A 15667-nucleotide genomic window follows, 5' to 3' on the forward strand; every position below is an offset into this window, starting at 1 on the left:
GGGATCCCCAAATATACAACAAGGCAGCAATGCGCTGCCTTAATAACTCTTATGTGTATTAAAACGCGTAGCGCAGCATTAACTGAATAACAGGGCCTGCTTCTTCAGACTCCAATTCATACTCGTCAAAGTCGCGGTTGATTTGGTCATCAACCGTGTCGAATTTGTTAAAGGTTTCGTCTTTGCTTGCATCAAGTAGGTTTGAGCCTACTAAACGAAGCGTGACGTCTTGCCAGCGTTTTTCTACGAATACTTCAAGGTCTGCGCCGTAGTGTGTGGTCACTTCTTCACCTACGATACGGCCATACGCATCACCTTGTTTACGGTAAGTTGCACCGAACGAAGCGCCTAAATCAGGTAGGTCTTGAATAAAACCAATGTTAAATACGTAGTCAGATTGGTCGTTGAATTTACGGCTACCGAAAGTGTCATCTACTTCTGAATCAAGCCATGAGTAATTAAAGAATACCCCGGTGTTTGGCATACTAATGGCGCTTAGCGGCGTTGATAAATCAAGCTCGATACCTTTTACATTGCCATCACCTGTGTTACGCGGTTGCAATATGTAAGTACCATCACCTTCTGAGCCTTGTTGGCCTGTATTAGCTATTTCGATAAGGTCAGTGACATCACGATAGAACACGTTGAGTCCAACGACGCCACTCTTACCTAAGCGATATTCATAACCTAAGTCCATACCCCACGATGATTCTGGTTGTAAGTCTGGGTTACCTAAAAAGTCGTTATCGCCTAATTCTTTTTCAAGTAGAGCTGGGGTGATGTAGTCAAAGTCAGGGCGACGTAAGCTACGTGCAACCGAGGCACTAACACGGCCGTTTTCAGAGACGTTGTAGCGTAAATGTGCTGATGGTAAGAAGAAGTCATAATCGTTTTTAGCGCTCACACCTTCTGCTTTGTCTGTAATAGTTGAGTCGGTTGTTTCGTAGCGCACACCCAGCTCCCACGAGAAGTCTTGGTCTTCGTGCTTCACTAGTGCAAATACATCTAGGCGGTCTTCTTCGAGTTTATTTACGCCACCAGCGGCTGCTTCAAATTCGTTGTTAAAGCCTGCCAGTGACATTGGTGTTTGGCTAAACTGATCCCAGCTTGTAAAGCTTTGTTCGCTTTCACCTTCGGCTTGATAAACCGCAGTATCGCGCTCTTTACCTTGCACAAAGGCACCGAATTGAATCGTTTTGTTCTCGCCTGCAAACAAGCTATGTTGCCATTGTAATGACCATTCTTTGTCATCAAGGTCTACGGTTTCTTCTTCTTCCTCAAACACCATAGGTAGCTCAGAGGTATCGATTTCTACTTCTTGCTCGTAAACAGACTCTTCAAAGCTTGCATAACCAAGCTTGAATTTACTGGTGCCACCAAAAAGGGGTAACTCATAACCCGAGTTGATGTTGTAGTTGGTTTGATCAATGTAAGACACATTGGCGTTGTCGGTTTCAAGATTACCGCCTTCAACAATTGAATTATTGATTGCTGTTGGGTCGTCATATTCGAATGAACGCTCATCTTCAGTTCGGTCGGTATCAACCCAAATTGCGCTGATATCAAACTTGCTGCCATTATCAAAGGCTATTTCGTAGCTGGCATTTAGTGAGGTGTCGTCACCATCGCGGGTGTCTGTTTGGTCTTCACGGTTATCGAATTCTTCGGTTTTGTAATTGGCGTTATTCTCTGGGCTGTCGCCATAGCGTAGGCTTGATTTTTGTTTTGGGTTATAACGGCCTTGTAAGTTAGCGCCAAGTAATAAACGGCCACCAGCAAACTCAGTGCCGTAAACACCGGCAAAGCTTTCTTTTAATTCGCCATCATCATAACGCAGGCCACCCGCACGAAGGTAACCACCATCTAGGCTGTAACCGTCACGCAATACAATGTTTAGCGTACCGGCAATGGCATCGGCAGAGCGGTTTGCACTTGAAGCACGAATAATTTCTACACGCTCAATTAGCTCAGCAGGAATACGGTCAACAAAGAATGAGCGGTCTGCGCCTGCACCTGGTACTTCTTCACCGTTAATAAGGACCTTTGTGTAAGCCGGGCTTAAGCCACGCATACGCGCGCCATCAGACTCTAAAACATCCGATAAAAACGTCACACTCGGTACGCGTTTTAATGCATCACCAGCAGTAAGTGGTTCAAAACGTTGAAAGTATTCTTGTGAGTATTCAAGCGTCGGTGCCAGCTCTTGTGAGCGGTTGCGATAACCAATCTCGCCATAGACGACAAGCTCTTCAGAGACTTTTACTTTTTTCTCATCGCTGTTTTGTTCGTCTTGTGCGTAAGCGGCAAATTGGCATAAGGCGAGGGCGCTTACTAACGCCTTCGTTTTAAATTGTTTCATGGGGTTGCTCCTGGTTGTCCTTGGTTTGACGAGCAAAGTACGCAGCTTAAATGACGCAAATGTGACAGAAAATCGCTAACAGCCAGTAAAAACAAGTGATTAGCGGGTTTTAAATGTGCTTTTGAGCTGCAATAACCCCATCTTTTTAAGGTAAATACAGTACTTAAAGGGTTTAACAAGGTGTGACTGTCGTTTTGCTGTCACATCATTGAGCTAATATGACCCTGCTGCTTTAAACGCTAACGAGTTAGCATGGCAGCGTGAATTATTGTTAGGGACTGAGAATGCGATATAACCCTTTTACTCATCATCGATTTTTAACTAATGCCGTTATTGCTTTGTTTGTGATTGCCTTTTTGCTAAGCGCGCAAGCAGGAGAGTTAAAGCCTCTTGCTGACATCGCATGGTTAGATATTTTAGGCGAGGGGGGCATTGTGCTAATGACCCTGACTTGGATAGCTGCGCTGCTTATTTCGAGGCCGCCCGGCAAAGTTACCAGCTTTTTAGTGCTTGGGCTTGGGCTTTTTATGTTTTCAGCTTCCCTTGATTTATTTGATGAGTGGTTACATCAACCAACCAACACGTGGCTTACTTGGATTGAATCATTGCCTGCGCCGATTGGCATGATTTTCACAAGCCTTGGGCTGTATCAGTGGCATCAAGAGCAATACGTACTTAACAGGCAGTTAAAGCGCCGTGAAGCACAGCATCGTGAGCATGAATTAGTGTGCTCAATAACAGGGCTGTATAAGGCTGATTACTTACAAGCAGTGCTAAAAGATCAATTATGTGAGCCACAGCCTCTGCAACTGGCCGCCATTGATATTCGTGGTTTTGCTGATTTTAACGCTGAATTTGGTTTTATCGAAGGCGACCGCTTACTGGGTGAAGTAAGCGAACTTTTATTGATGAATTGCCGCCTTAGCGATGTCGTGTGCCGCTATGCAGGAGACTGCTTTATGGTGCTAATGCCAAACACTACCGCAGTACAAGCGAAAGAGCTGGTGGCGCAAATTACCTCTGCGCTGAGCCATTGTGCTTTTAAGGTCGAAGGCGAAAAACACGCAAAGTTTCAAGATGTAACAGCGGCCTTAGTGGGTAGTATGCAAGGCGATACACCACAAAGTTTAAGCACGCGTTTACACGCTAAGTTACAACAACAAAAACAACAAAGAGTCAGCCATTGTGAAGCCGTATCTTAACCAAGATGATAAATACCTAACCGCACAGGGGCTGATCACCACGCTGGTGGAGCTGGCCTTAAGCCGCGGCATTGCACTGCATAAGTTACTCAGAGGCACTGGGGTGTTTGAGCAAGACTTAATGAGTGTGCAGCATCAGTTTAGTATTTCGCAGCAAGTACGCTTATTGACGCAGTTTAAGCAATTGATGAAATCTGCCGACAGCGGCTTTTTATTAGGCAGTCAGCTGGCGAACGATACCTCTGTTGCCGCCCAAGGCGTGTTTCATGCAGCGCACATCGGCCAAGCTTTAAAGCAGTTACACAATTTGCGCATGCAACTGGCACCTTTGTTATTTAGTTACAGTTATGTGCATAACGAGCAGTATTACATTGTGCTGCAAAATGCTGTGGGCTTGGATGATGAAATAAGCCAGTACGTAATGGAAATTTACAGCGCCGCGTTTTACCAAGTTCTAAAAAAAGTGGCAGGTGAGCGAGTCCCTTGTCAGTTTGAGTTTGCCTATAAACGCGCCAGACATAGTCAAGAATACGAACAACACTTGGGCCTTAAAGTCGCTTTTGAAAAGCCTATAACCCGTTGGGTATTGAATAAACACGCGCTTAGGCTCACTAACCCCGCGTTTAGTAGTTTTAGGTTCTCACAAATTAACTCGCAACTGGCGGCATTAAATTCAGCAAATAGCACTTTTGTGGAAGCTGTAAGCCGATTAATCTATCAAACTCCGGCCTTAAATTTAGACCAAGTAGCCAGCCAATTTGCCATGAGCCCTGCAACCTTCAAGCGTAAACTAAAAGCTCATGGCGTGCGGTTTTCTACCTTGTATGATGAGCAAAGTAAGCGCAAAGCGATTTACTTACTTGCCATGCGCGAGCAATGCAATGAGCAAGTCGCCATGCGCTTATCATTTTATGATATTGCTAATTTCAGACGAGCGTTTAAACGCTGGACCGGGCTTACGCCAAGTCAATTAAAGGGGTAAGAGAGCCCGATCTTATTGCTAAGAGCGAGCGTGCAGTTAAAGGGTTTCTAAAAATGCGATAAGCGCATTTTTTTCATCTTTACTGAGTGCTAACTTATGCAGTAACTCAGTTGTTTGTGGGTAGTTTGGATCATCTTTAAATTTTTTGCTCGGTTTTGGCCTTGCTCCACCTGCATTATAAAAGTTGACTATCCCCAGCAAACTTTGAAAGCCACCATGGTGCATCCAAGGCGTACTTTGTTGTAATGCTAAAAGAGAAGGGGTTCTAAACTTGCCTATATCAGCGGGGTCTTGGGTGGCATCAAAACGCCCTAAATCTTGAAGTTTTCGACCATAATAATGCAGCCCCGTAACATGAAATTCATTGTCACTGAGTAAAGCACCTTCATGGCAAGTCATACATCTCGCTTTGGTTCTAAATAGATGTAATCCTTCAAGTTGTTGATCGTCTAAAAGTGCGACAGCTTCACTAGGGTTTGTTTGTGCTTTATCGATAAAGCGCGTGAAAAGTGATTCAGGAATATCAAATGAGCGTTCATAGGCAACAAGTGCAAGAGCCAATAGCTCTTTATTAAGCGTTTCTTTGCCAAAGGCATTAAATATTGGGTTTTTATAGTCCTCAGCACTGTTTACTTTGTTAAGCACAAGCTCAACCGAACTGCCCATTTCTATCGGGTTTTCGATAGGCATTAATGCTTGCTGAGCTGCAGTTTTAGCTCTGCCATCCCAAAAGAAGCTTTGCCAATGATCAATACCAATAATGGCTTGGGTGTTTCGTGTGCCGACTTGACCGTCAATGCCGACTGCTAGTTTACGCCTATCTGAAAACGCCAATCGAGACTCATGACAACTTGCACAGCTTACCGTGTTATCTCGCGACAAACGGGTATCGTTAAATAGTTTTTCACCTAATGCGATGATCTCATCACTTTGCTTAATCGGCTTGGCTTTTAAAGGTTTAAGCGGTGCAGCTGGCACATCTTTACTACTAATAATCGCTGGCCACTCATCCTGGGGCTTTGCGTATAATTCTCGTAATGACTGCTCTTGCGCAAAGGCGCTCGCTGTAAAAATGCTGCACGTAAAGAGAAGTAACCACTTATTCATAGTTATAAGACACCCCTAACCAAAACATTCTTCCGGGTTCAATACCTGAGTTTCCTTCTGTAATAGCATGGCTACGTGCGTTGAGTAAGTTGCTGACATCAAGACGGAACTCAACAGATTGAGATTGACTTATTTGATAATTCCAACGACTACTTAAGGCAAACATAATGCGAGAATCAAAGGTATGTGCTTCGTATTTTGGTACAAATATTTCAACTGCTTCACACGTAGTACACTCACTAGCAATACCAATTTGTTGATCGCTGCTAGACTTAATTGCAGTTGTGTAACTGCCGCTGTAGGTTGCTGTTAAACCAGTTGAAAACGTATCAGTCCAGTTGGTATTCCAACCAAAGTTAGCAGTTACTGGGCGACCAAAATTCGCTTTGAGGGTATCTAACTCAGATAAGCTCATGAGCTCACCTTCATAGTAAACCAGTGTCTCGATAGGGGTGTTGTCAGGAGTCGCGGTGTAGTCGCTATTGCTTTCACTATTTTGGCTATAAGATGCGTTGGCCCAAATTGAATGGTCGCCAAATTTGGCATCCCAAGACAGCGAGTAACGCTCGCTTTCGCCAGTACCATTATTATAAATAGTAATATATTGATAACCGTCGTTTTTTAGGTTGGTTTCTTCATTTCTGGATAGCTGGTCTTTTTTGTCGCGATGTACGTATTTCACTGCAAAGTTACCGAAACTCTCGGTAGCATGGCGAAGACCTAACGCAACTTCATCATCGTAAGGGCTTTTCACATCGTCATAAATATAACGAAAGTTTCCTGTGTAAGAAGAAGGAAGCCAAGCTTGTAAGTAGCCACTTTGAATAGGGCGGTACTCACGGTAAGCAAACTTTTGTTGCTCTTTAATTTTATAACCAAGTAGGCCTGCATCGTAATAACGGTTTAAACCCGCAGTCAGTAGTGTATTGCCATCGTTAAATACGTCATAACCCATTGAAAATCGTGGCGCGATATTGTGATTTTTGAAAAAATCATCGTAGTCGTATCTAACGCCTAAATGAAAATCAAACTGCTTCCAAGTGATCACATCGGTTGCATACAGTGCCGCTTTATTTAAGCTTACATCGATTTTTTCACGTGGCGTGACAAGACGGGAGTTAAAATACTGGGCTGTTGTTGCTACGTTATTAGAGTAGGCAAGTAAGTGCTCTGGGTTATTAAAATCGATACTGCCACCTAATTGTTCGGCAAGGGTATCTAAATCAACATAAAAACTTTGCTCAACACAATCAAGGGCATAGCCACTACAGTTTAGTTGTGCGTTGGTTGATGAGTATTGAATTGGTGAGTCATACTTATAATAGTTTTGTTGGCGAGTTCGCTCATAATTTTGATGGTTGAGTTCAGTGCCCACGCGAATTGCATGTTCAGTATTGCCCCACTTTTTACGCTCAAGTGTTAGGGTATTTCGCCAATTAAAGGTGGTTTGCGTGTTATCAAGGTTGCCATAGCCGCCGTACTCTGAAACAGGAATTGAGTCGACGCTTTGATCGGCTAATTGACCCCATTCTTTGCCTTTAGCTTGAAGCCAAGTATAAAAGTGCGCAGGCCCTGTACGGTTATTATCACTTTGACTCATATTGAATTTGCTGCTGAAGTGACCAAAGCGGGTTTCTTCAGCTAAATTTGCAGTAAAACCAATGCTGCCACCCTCAACTTGATAGTCACTATTGAGCACGTCTTTCAAGTACGAGTCTGAAGTATAAGGAGCATACATAACACTTAAATCAAGTGAATCAACCCAGCCATCGCGATAGCTGTATTTCAGTAAGGCGTTAATGTTTTCTCTACTTTCGACCTTCTGTGCTGAGAGCGAAATATCCGAAATATCACTTTTTAAATAGCTCACGCTCATCAAAAAAGCATGTTTATCATTTAGCTTTTTTTGGATTGAAAAATCGATATTCGTTTTTTCATAGATTGGTGGCTCAAGGTCGTCTTTGCCCTCTGCGGTGTCATCAGACTCACCGTTATCGATTATATGGTATTCACCCCAGTCACTGCGGTTACCACGAATACCAAAGCTCACACGAGTATCTGTAGAAAAAGGTGAAATCGTTTCGGCATCGACCACGCCACCAGAAAAATCGCCAAAGTCTGCAGGAATGTTATGATCGTAAACAGTAATCGACTCAACAATTTGACTGTTAATGTTCATGCTCTGCACACCGCCTGACACCTCATTTTCAGAGGCACCAATACGGCTCGCACTGGCAGGATCAAGACGATTGTTATAATTCATGCCATCAATCATAAACACTGTTTGCCAAGGCTTTGCACCCGAGATACTTATTTCAGGGGCGCTAATTTCAGCAAGGTTATCAATCGAGTAGTGGTCTTCACTTAATTGCACGCCCGGCAGTAAGGCAATCAATTCGTTGATATCACCATTACCTTTTGGAGTCGCTTCGATAAAGTTTCTATCTAAATAGGCACGACCTATCACCTCAGGTACTTCAATCCCGATGTATTGCCCTTTAACAGTAATGCGCTCTATCTCTTTATCGGTACATTGCTTGTTGTTCTTATCGTTACATTGAGGATCTGTTGCTTGCTGCTTTACTTCATTAGCGTGTATAGGGGCATTAAGTAAAAGCATCAAACACGCTGATAAGTAGCGCATTTGCATGGTAAAACTCCTGAAATAGTACCAATTAGATTAAAGAGAAGGCCGCATAAGAGCTGGCAATAGTTAATTACCTTTATTAAATTAATTGCTTTATTTGTTGCGTATTTTGCATAAAGGTAAGAGTGGGTGATTGTATCAATTAAAAATACGAATAGAAATAGATCTCAATTGTATTTTGTTGTTTTTTAGCTTTGCAGGGAATATTAAATTCCTTTGTTTGTATATATTTTGAATTTTTTGGGGTTTTAACATGGCGGGCGAGGCTGAAATGCCTCGCCGTATTATGAATGGGTTATTCTCCTAAAGGAGTCACATCGATACTGTCTTCAATACCATCATTGTCAGCATCGGTATCTGCAATTAAGCCCGATTCAGCAATTGCTTGTTCTGATGCGCCTGATAAGAAGAAGTTGGGTTTGCCATCGTGGTCTGTATCGATACTTGCGATCGAAGATGTAGGGAAATCATCTCTTTGAGCGACTAAGTTAGCATAAAGGGCTGTAAGTGATATCTTATCTGCCTCAGCATTGACTGAGTGAGCAATTAATTCTTTTACCGCGGCATCATTGCCAAGTAGGGTCTGAAAAGTAAGCAATGATTCAAGATTACTTTGTATAACTTTATCGTCTTGTAAGAGTACAAACGTATTTGCATTGGCTACAAATGGCTTTAACATCTCAATTGTTTCAGCATAAGCTGAGGCATATTGCTCGTTATTTACCTGAAATCTGGCTAATGATGAGGTGAGGGAATAGCTTTCGAATAGTCCACCACTTGTTTTGCCAGTGCTAAGTGTCGCGTAAAGTGCTTGAGTAAGTAGAGATTTATAGTCATTAATATCAAGGTTTGATTGTTCTGATTGAAGTGTGGTCAAGCTGATATCTAACCAATTTAGCGCCATATCAATTAGCCCAGCTTGCACTAGGTATCCGAGTGAACTTAATCGCCATTCTATTTGTGTTTGTTTTTTTCAAACAAATTAATTAGAGTGTTAAGTTTTTCTGCGGTGATAGCTATTGATTCAGGTTGAGATACGAGCCCGAAAGTAGCTAGCTGGTGATTCAATGCATAAGCAGCTGCGTCGGTAGTGAAGTTAGTATTATTTTCAATAAAGTAAGTATCTATAATATCTGAACAGCGCTGTGCGTAATTTTTAGCTTGTTGCTCATTACCTAATGCTATTGCAAGATCGACTAGACCAGCACAACCATACCGGTCAGTAATGTAAGTAATTCTAGTCTGGCTTAAAACATAGTCTTCAGAAAATAGTATATCTGCGGCGTAATCCGCCAGAATTAGGCCAAGTTCATTTTCACCTCGAACTCGAAGAATATCAGCTGCACCAGGTTGGCCTGATGAAGTTATAAGTGTTTGATAGAAGCTTGTTGCATTAGGTGATTCGCCACTCATAAAGTATTCTTTCGCGTTTTGTACTGCATCATCTATGGTGATACCTGCTTGTAGCTTGTTAGCTACTTCATAAGCAAAAGAAAATTCAACAGCATCATCTTTGTCATCTTGATCTGTGAGTAAAGCAAAAGCGGGATTATTTGAAAGCTCTACATCATATAAAGCTTTAATATTTGCTGTTAAAACTTCTAATGGATAGGTGTATGAAGCTAAAGTTGCTTCTGCATATGGGCTTGCAGTAAAGCTATATGTATTATCAAAACCAACAACACCATAATATGAAAGCGCTAAGTTCGTATAATATTTTGCCAAATCAACTTCATTGAGTTGTATAAAAGATTGAGCAGACCATGCAATGTAAAGTGCCCGCATACGCTCAGTTGGTTGGCCTTTGTAGTCACCTGACTTTTGTATAAAGTAACCGATTTTTTCACTTAATTCGGCCATGGCTTGAGTGACTTTTACTCCTTCATTTCTTACTGTTTCTTTGTGGGTTGCAGCATATTGCTCTTTAGAAGATTCAACGGTTTTTTTGATTGCAGATATGAACCTAATATAAGTCGCATTATATTCTTCTGTATAAACCTCACTTGCATAAAGTTTTAGTGTGTCTAACATGGCTTGAGCGGCCTCAGTTTGGCCAGCTGCGTTGTATTGATTCGTTAAAGTCAGATAAAAGCCCGGATCTGAGCTGCTGATATTATCCAGTCCTTTTTCAGCAAGGTATTGATTGTAAAGAGTTGCAGCATCTTGTCTAAACGTTAAAGCTTTTTCACTTAAATTTATTAAATCAAGAGATTTAGCTGCATCTAAATAGGCATTTGCTTTTGTGTCTATTGCTGTAATTTTGTTGAAGTGTTCGTCTGCTTTCTCAGCAAAGCCTGCAATAAGGTAACCAATAGCTAATTGTGTGTTTACTTCGTCCATGTAAATATCGTCATTGATATTTTCACTAATCGCTTGGGCTTGTTTTAAATGAGACTTATCTGAGCTGTAGTAGTAATTAAGTTTATCTTCGTTCGTAACATACGAAGGTTTTAATTCAATGGTTGCGCTGATAGGCGAGCTAATATTGCCATCGGTAAATTCAATAACAAAACTGTCGTTAATTTCTGACAGCGTTTCTGCGGTAAATGTAAATGCCCCCGTTTGTTCATCTAAAGTAAGTGCGCCGTTGGTAGGAGGCGTTACTAAAGAGACAGTTACAGTGTCACCGTCGGCATCATTAAAAGTTAATGAACCTTCAGTTGTTGTTGAGGTGGTTACAGTGATTGACTGGCTTGTAAGCGTTGGTGCATCGTTAACGTTGTTAACCGTAAAAGTAAGTACTGCATCAGTACTTAAGCTGCCGTCAGTGGCGGTAACGGTTACTGTGTCTTGGCCTGCAAAATTTTCTTTTGGGGTATAGGTAAATGTACCATCAGCATTTAAAGCAAATAGTCCGTTACTTGCTGCAGAGCCTAGGGTATAGCTAACAGCATCATCATCTGCTGCCACAACTTGGCCCGTAATAGATGTGTCTTCATCTAATGTGAATGTTAAGTTGCTGGTGAACTCAGGTGCATCATTATTATCTGAACCACCGCATCCAGTGAGAGCAAATGCAATCACAAGTGGTAAATACTTTATTCTGTTTTTCATGCTGATACCCGTATTTATTATTGAGAAAGTTAAGGAGGGTTGAGATGTTATCATTATAATGCGAATGATAATAGATCTTAATTGCGTTTGATTGTGCTTTTTTGTGCAACTGTGGTTCTCTAACTTGAACAGTGATTTAAAAACGATGTTTTAGAGCAGGGGGTAATTGCTTGGTTTCAAAAAAATATACCTTTTCAGAGCAGTTATTTTTTGCCAGCTGCGTTAGACTATTGTTATTGATGTAATTAACCGAGGTCTCAAATGATTGAGTATCCTGTTGACCAACTTCCCCAGTTAATTGATGACTTGCTTCAGTGTGATACCACAACACGCAAAAATAAGTTACTTGCTGATGCTAAAGAAAAGCTTTCTACTGAACATTTATCGTTATTGTTCGAAGCGTTACCTAAAGAACAGCGTTTAGAAATATGGCAATTACTTGATGAAGATACACAACATGAAATCTTCATTAACCTAGGTGGCGATAGCTGTCGTTGGTTATTGCAAAGCCTAGATGAAGCTGAAGGGTTTAAGCTACTTGACGAAGTGAGCGTAGAAGAGTTACTTGAACTTGAAGAAATTATTCCTGAGCGCTTTGTTGATTATGCTCGCAGACAGCTTGATGAAGTTCAAACTAAACGATACGAACTAGCACAACAATATAACCCAGAGCAGTTAGGTCACTGGCTCGATTTTGATGCGCTAAAAGTGTCAGAAAAACTCACTGTAGCTGGCGCGCGTAAAATTTTTCAAAAAGGCTTACCGCAATACACCGAAGTGATTTATTTGGTCAGTCGCAAAGGTACATTAATTGGTGAAGTGGCAATTAATGCATTATTTAAAGCCAATGATAACGACAGCTTGCTGGATTACGCAAACCTAGATGTGTCGGTTTTACATGCTGATGACGACCTGTACGAAGCCGCTGAAGTGGTTATTCACAGTGAACAAATGGCAATGCCAGTTGTGAATGCCGACAACAAACTATTAGGCCGATTGTCAGTGTCATCAGCTTATGAATTGCGTCAAGAAGTGACCGACGAAGCTGCTGCAAAAGCGGGTGGTCTACGTGAAGACGAGGATCTGTTCTCAAGCGTCACTAAGTCGGCAAAAAACCGCGGTATTTGGCTTGGTATTAACCTCGCAACAGCATTTTTAGCGTCTTGGTTTATCGGTTTGTTTGGGGCAACTATCGAGCAAGTGGTTGCGCTTGCGGTATTAATGCCGGTTGTCGCTTCTATGGGCGGTATTGCAGGTAGTCAAACGTTAACGGTTATTGTACGCGGTTTGGCACTCGGTCAGGTTACCGACTCTAACCGCAAAGCGCTGCTGAAAAAAGAGCTTAGAGTAGGGGCGTTAAACGGCTGTGTTTGGGCCTTTGTGATTGGTGTGCTTACTTATTTTTGGTTCAACGATGGCATGTTAAGTCTAACAATTACTATCGCTATTTTACTTAACTTGGTTGCTGCTTCATTATCAGGGGTAGTGATCCCATCGATTTTAGATAAGCTTAAAATCGATCCAGCCCTTTCAGGCTCAGTTATTCTGACCACAGTCACCGATATCGTCGGTTTTGTTACCTTCCTAGGTTTAGGTAGTTTACTCCTTCTTTAAGGGATCGGATGCTGGCTAAAGTAGTGTTTAGCCAGCTCAACAAATGATTTGACCCGATTTGACAGCGCATACCTATGCGGATAAACCGCAGCAATCGTTAATGGTTTGAGGGTGTGCTCTGCTAACACCTCGACTAATTCGCCTGACTTTATAAACGGGGCGACTGAATAACGAGGCGCTTGAATTATCCCATCACCCGCTGCCGCTGCTTCATTTAAAAATCGGCCATTATTAGAGGTCATTGCCCAGTTAAACTTGCGGCAAACATGCTGACCATCTAGCAAAAAAATCCATTGATCATGACGAATATGATGACTGAAAAACAGTAATCTATGTTCAGATAAAGCCTCAATATCTGTTGGCGTACCATGTTTTTTTAAGTAGGCAGGACTGGCCCATAAAGATAATGATGAGTGGCAAACCGTCTGCGCTATGTGGCTGGCATCAGGTAATGAAGGAGCAACTCTAAATGCCAGATCAATTTGGCTATCAAATAAATCAACAGGCGTATTAGACAATACAATATCTAATTTCACATCCGGGAAATCATGCTGATATTGACTAACCAAAGGTGCTAAATATTGGCAACCAAATTCAATACTGGCTGAAATAGCCAGCTTGCCGCTAGGCGTTTGGCTAAGCCCGCTTAGCTCTGCATCAACTTCATTAAATTTATTCAGCAATGGCTTCATTTGCAGAACATAGTTTTGGCCTGCATCGGTTAAGCAAACTTTGCGGGTGTTTCGTTTTAACAGCAAGCAGCCTAAGTTTTGCTCTAACTGTTTAACGTAGCGGCTAACCATGGTGGTAGACAACTGCATCTGCTTAGCAGCTTGCGTAAAGCTTTGATATTCAGCAACTAAGCATAAGGCCCTAACGGCTTCTAGTTTGTTCATTGTTATTATTTTTAAACTATAAGTTTATACACTATAAACTTTTGTGAGATGTAAAACCAAGCAATTCAGGTGTAAGTTGGGAGTTAAAACAAGAATAAGAGGTGATTATGAAATCGGGCATCAACACATTACTTGCCAGCATTGCATTGGCTTTATCGTCGTCGGTGATGGCACAAACCATTGCATTACAAAATGTGAACCTAATCGACGTCGAAGCCTTGTCGGTTAATAAAGCACAAACCATCATCATAGAAGATGACAAAATCAAACAAATTGTTCCTGCAAACTCTCGTCGCTTTGCCGATGATGTCATTAAAATCGATTTAGCAGGTAAGTATGTAATACCCGGTTTAATCGATACTCATGTGCACCATGCTACTTCGCCTGATGATTCAGATAACGATGAAATCACACGCATTCGCTTGCGTCAGCTTTTACAGGGGGTGTAACAAGTGTGCGCGATATGGGCGGCGATACCCGTGCTTTGAGTTCACTTAAAAGACGAGCCGATAACGATATTATTCAATCACCGGATATCTATTATTCTGTGATTATTGGTGGTAAAGCGTTCTTTTCTGACCCCCGCACAGTCGCCTCTGCAAAAGGTGAAATCCCGGGTGCTGTGGACTGGATGCGTGCCGTTGATGAACACAGTGACTTTGATGCCATTATGCTGCGTAGCAAAGGGCTGGGGGCAACCGGCATCAAAATTTATGCAAATGTGCCAGGAGCAGTGGTAGCAAAGTTATCTCAAGCTGCTAAAAAACATGATCTCAAGGTGTGGTCGCATGCTTTTATTGGCCCAGCAACACCGCTTGAAGCGGTTAATGGTGGGGTTGAAACAATTTCACATGCTGCCGATTTTGCCGCGCAAGTAATTGAAAATTTCTATGATATGCGTCGTAAAAATGTCGCCTTAACAGAGCAGCAAAAAAGCGATGCAAAGCAACTAGAAGTTTATCAAACACTCATAAAACAGATGAAAAATAAGGGCACAATTCTAGACTCAACCTTAACGGTCTTTGATAAAACCAAAGCCTCTCGTGGTGAAAAAGGGTTATTGCTTAATGAGTGGGGCGGGCTGTTTACACAATTGGCTCATCAAGCCGGTGTAACTATTGCAGCAGGTACCGATGTGACCAGTGATAGGTTTAATACTGTAACGCCTATGGTGCACCATGAAATGAAGCTATTAGTTGAACGGGCAGGTTTAACACCTTTAGAAGCTCTACAGGCTGCAACCATTAATGGTGCAAAAGTGATAGGCATTGAAAAGCAAACAGGCTCAATAAGGGCAGGTAAAACGGCGAATCTTGTGGTACTTAACAGTGATCCAAGTATTGAAATCACCAATAGCCAAAACATTGTTCATGTAATTAAAAATGGCCAATTTATTCATTTGGGTGATAATGATAAATTACCGTTTGTGATGGCGCGTGAAGCGGCTGGGTTATTATTTTTATCGGGGCAATTAGGCAACTTGCCAACCACCATGGCGTTGGCTGGCAATGACATCAGCACCCAAATGACGCAGGCAATGAAAAATATTGGCTTTGTTTTGCAAGATCACAATTTAGATTTTAACGATGTTGTTAAATGCACCCTTATGTTGGCAGATATAAAAGACTGGCCTTTAGCCAATCAAGCCTACACGCCATTTTTTACTAAGTTACCCGCCAGAAGTGCTTTTGCAGCCAGCGGCTTGGCACTTGGCGCAAAGGTTGAAGTGGAGTGTATTGCTGCGTTGTAGCTAATATTGTTAAAGAACAAAAAATAAACACTTTTATTTACCTAATACACAGTTAT

11 protein-coding genes are annotated in these 15667 nt (G+C 42.0%); 5 read left to right on the forward strand and 6 right to left on the reverse strand.

Annotated elements, in window-relative coordinates:
* Positions 1–58: 58 nt before the first annotated feature.
* Entirely contained in the window at positions 59–2359 is a 2301-nt protein-coding gene (locus P4S60_RS04305; protein ID WP_337115129.1) for a TonB-dependent receptor plug domain-containing protein, read from the reverse strand.
* Between the two features lie 284 nt (positions 2360–2643).
* On the opposite strand from P4S60_RS04305, the gene P4S60_RS04310 reads away from it, so the two are divergent.
* Together P4S60_RS04310 and P4S60_RS04315 are read left to right on the forward strand one after the other, a co-directional pair.
* Complete coding sequence (locus P4S60_RS04310) at positions 2644–3561, forward strand: GGDEF domain-containing protein (protein ID WP_337115130.1); 918 nt, start codon at positions 2644–2646, stop codon at positions 3559–3561.
* Positions 3545–4543 (forward strand): helix-turn-helix domain-containing protein, encoded by a 999-nt coding sequence (locus P4S60_RS04315; RefSeq protein ID WP_337115131.1) that lies wholly within the window; start codon positions 3545–3547, stop codon positions 4541–4543. Before P4S60_RS04310 ends, P4S60_RS04315 begins: the two co-directional genes overlap by 17 nt.
* 36 nt (positions 4544–4579) lie before the next feature.
* Here the strand turns inward: P4S60_RS04315 and P4S60_RS04320 are convergent, their stop codons facing one another.
* The 4 genes from P4S60_RS04320 to P4S60_RS04335 all read right to left on the reverse strand — a co-directional run bounded on the left by P4S60_RS04320 (position 4580) and on the right by P4S60_RS04335 (position 11351).
* Positions 4580–5650 carry a cytochrome-c peroxidase gene (locus P4S60_RS04320; protein ID WP_337115132.1) on the reverse strand — a complete coding sequence of 357 codons (1071 nt, stop codon included), beginning with the start codon at positions 5648–5650 and terminating at the stop codon, positions 4580–4582.
* Positions 5643–8300, reverse strand: a complete 2658-nt coding sequence (locus tag P4S60_RS04325; protein WP_337115133.1) for a porin — start codon at positions 8298–8300, stop codon at positions 5643–5645. The genes P4S60_RS04320 and P4S60_RS04325 overlap by 8 nt, the downstream gene beginning before the upstream one ends.
* Positions 8301–8592: 292 nt before the next feature.
* A complete protein-coding gene (locus P4S60_RS04330; RefSeq protein ID WP_337115134.1) occupies positions 8593–9222 on the reverse strand; it encodes a hypothetical protein in 630 nt (209 codons plus the stop codon).
* 29 nt (positions 9223–9251) lie between these two features.
* Positions 9252–11351: a cadherin-like domain-containing protein gene (locus tag P4S60_RS04335; protein ID WP_337115135.1), complete on the reverse strand. Its 2100-nt coding sequence runs from the start codon at positions 11349–11351 to the stop codon at positions 9252–9254.
* 261 nt (positions 11352–11612) lie between these two features.
* On the opposite strand from P4S60_RS04335, the gene P4S60_RS04340 reads away from it, so the two are divergent.
* Positions 11613–12965, forward strand: a complete 1353-nt coding sequence (locus P4S60_RS04340) for a magnesium transporter (RefSeq protein WP_337115136.1) — start codon at positions 11613–11615, stop codon at positions 12963–12965.
* Here P4S60_RS04340 and P4S60_RS04345 read toward each other — a convergent pair.
* A complete protein-coding gene (locus tag P4S60_RS04345) occupies positions 12962–13861 on the reverse strand; it encodes a LysR family transcriptional regulator (protein ID WP_337115137.1) in 900 nt (299 codons plus the stop codon). The two genes, P4S60_RS04340 and P4S60_RS04345, sit on opposite strands and share 4 nt — an antisense overlap.
* A 107-nt stretch (positions 13862–13968) precedes the next feature.
* Here P4S60_RS04345 and P4S60_RS04350 point away from each other — a divergent pair, with 107 nt between their 5' ends.
* On the forward strand, positions 13969–14310 hold the full coding sequence (locus P4S60_RS04350; RefSeq protein WP_337115138.1) for a hypothetical protein: 342 nt from the start codon (positions 13969–13971) through the stop codon (positions 14308–14310).
* A gap of 14 nt (positions 14311–14324) precedes the next feature.
* Positions 14325–15611, forward strand: a complete 1287-nt coding sequence (locus P4S60_RS04355; RefSeq protein WP_337116822.1) for a Rid family hydrolase — start codon at positions 14325–14327, stop codon at positions 15609–15611.
* Positions 15612–15667 lie beyond the last annotated feature (56 nt).

The sequence above is a fragment of the Pseudoalteromonas sp. Hal040 genome, assembly GCF_037162425.1.
Lineage (GTDB): Bacteria > Pseudomonadota > Gammaproteobacteria > Enterobacterales > Alteromonadaceae > Pseudoalteromonas > Pseudoalteromonas gelatinilytica.

Excerpts from the sequence above, each read along its gene's own strand:
- P4S60_RS04305 (WP_337115129.1), bottom strand. The coding sequence starts at position 2,359 with ATGAAACAATTTAAAACGAAGGCGTTAGTAAGCGCCCTCGCCTTATGC.
- P4S60_RS04310 (WP_337115130.1), top strand. The coding sequence starts at position 2,644 with ATGCGATATAACCCTTTTACTCATCATCGATTTTTAACTAATGCCGTT.
- P4S60_RS04320 (WP_337115132.1), bottom strand. The coding sequence starts at position 5,650 with ATGAATAAGTGGTTACTTCTCTTTACGTGCAGCATTTTTACAGCGAGC.
- P4S60_RS04325 (WP_337115133.1), bottom strand. The coding sequence starts at position 8,300 with ATGCAAATGCGCTACTTATCAGCGTGTTTGATGCTTTTACTTAATGCC.
- P4S60_RS04335 (WP_337115135.1), bottom strand. The coding sequence starts at position 11,351 with ATGAAAAACAGAATAAAGTATTTACCACTTGTGATTGCATTTGCTCTC.
- P4S60_RS04340 (WP_337115136.1), top strand. The coding sequence starts at position 11,613 with ATGATTGAGTATCCTGTTGACCAACTTCCCCAGTTAATTGATGACTTG.
- P4S60_RS04345 (WP_337115137.1), bottom strand. The coding sequence starts at position 13,861 with ATGAACAAACTAGAAGCCGTTAGGGCCTTATGCTTAGTTGCTGAATAT.
- P4S60_RS04350 (WP_337115138.1), top strand. The coding sequence starts at position 13,969 with ATGAAATCGGGCATCAACACATTACTTGCCAGCATTGCATTGGCTTTA.
- P4S60_RS04355 (WP_337116822.1), top strand. The coding sequence starts at position 14,325 with ATGGGCGGCGATACCCGTGCTTTGAGTTCACTTAAAAGACGAGCCGAT.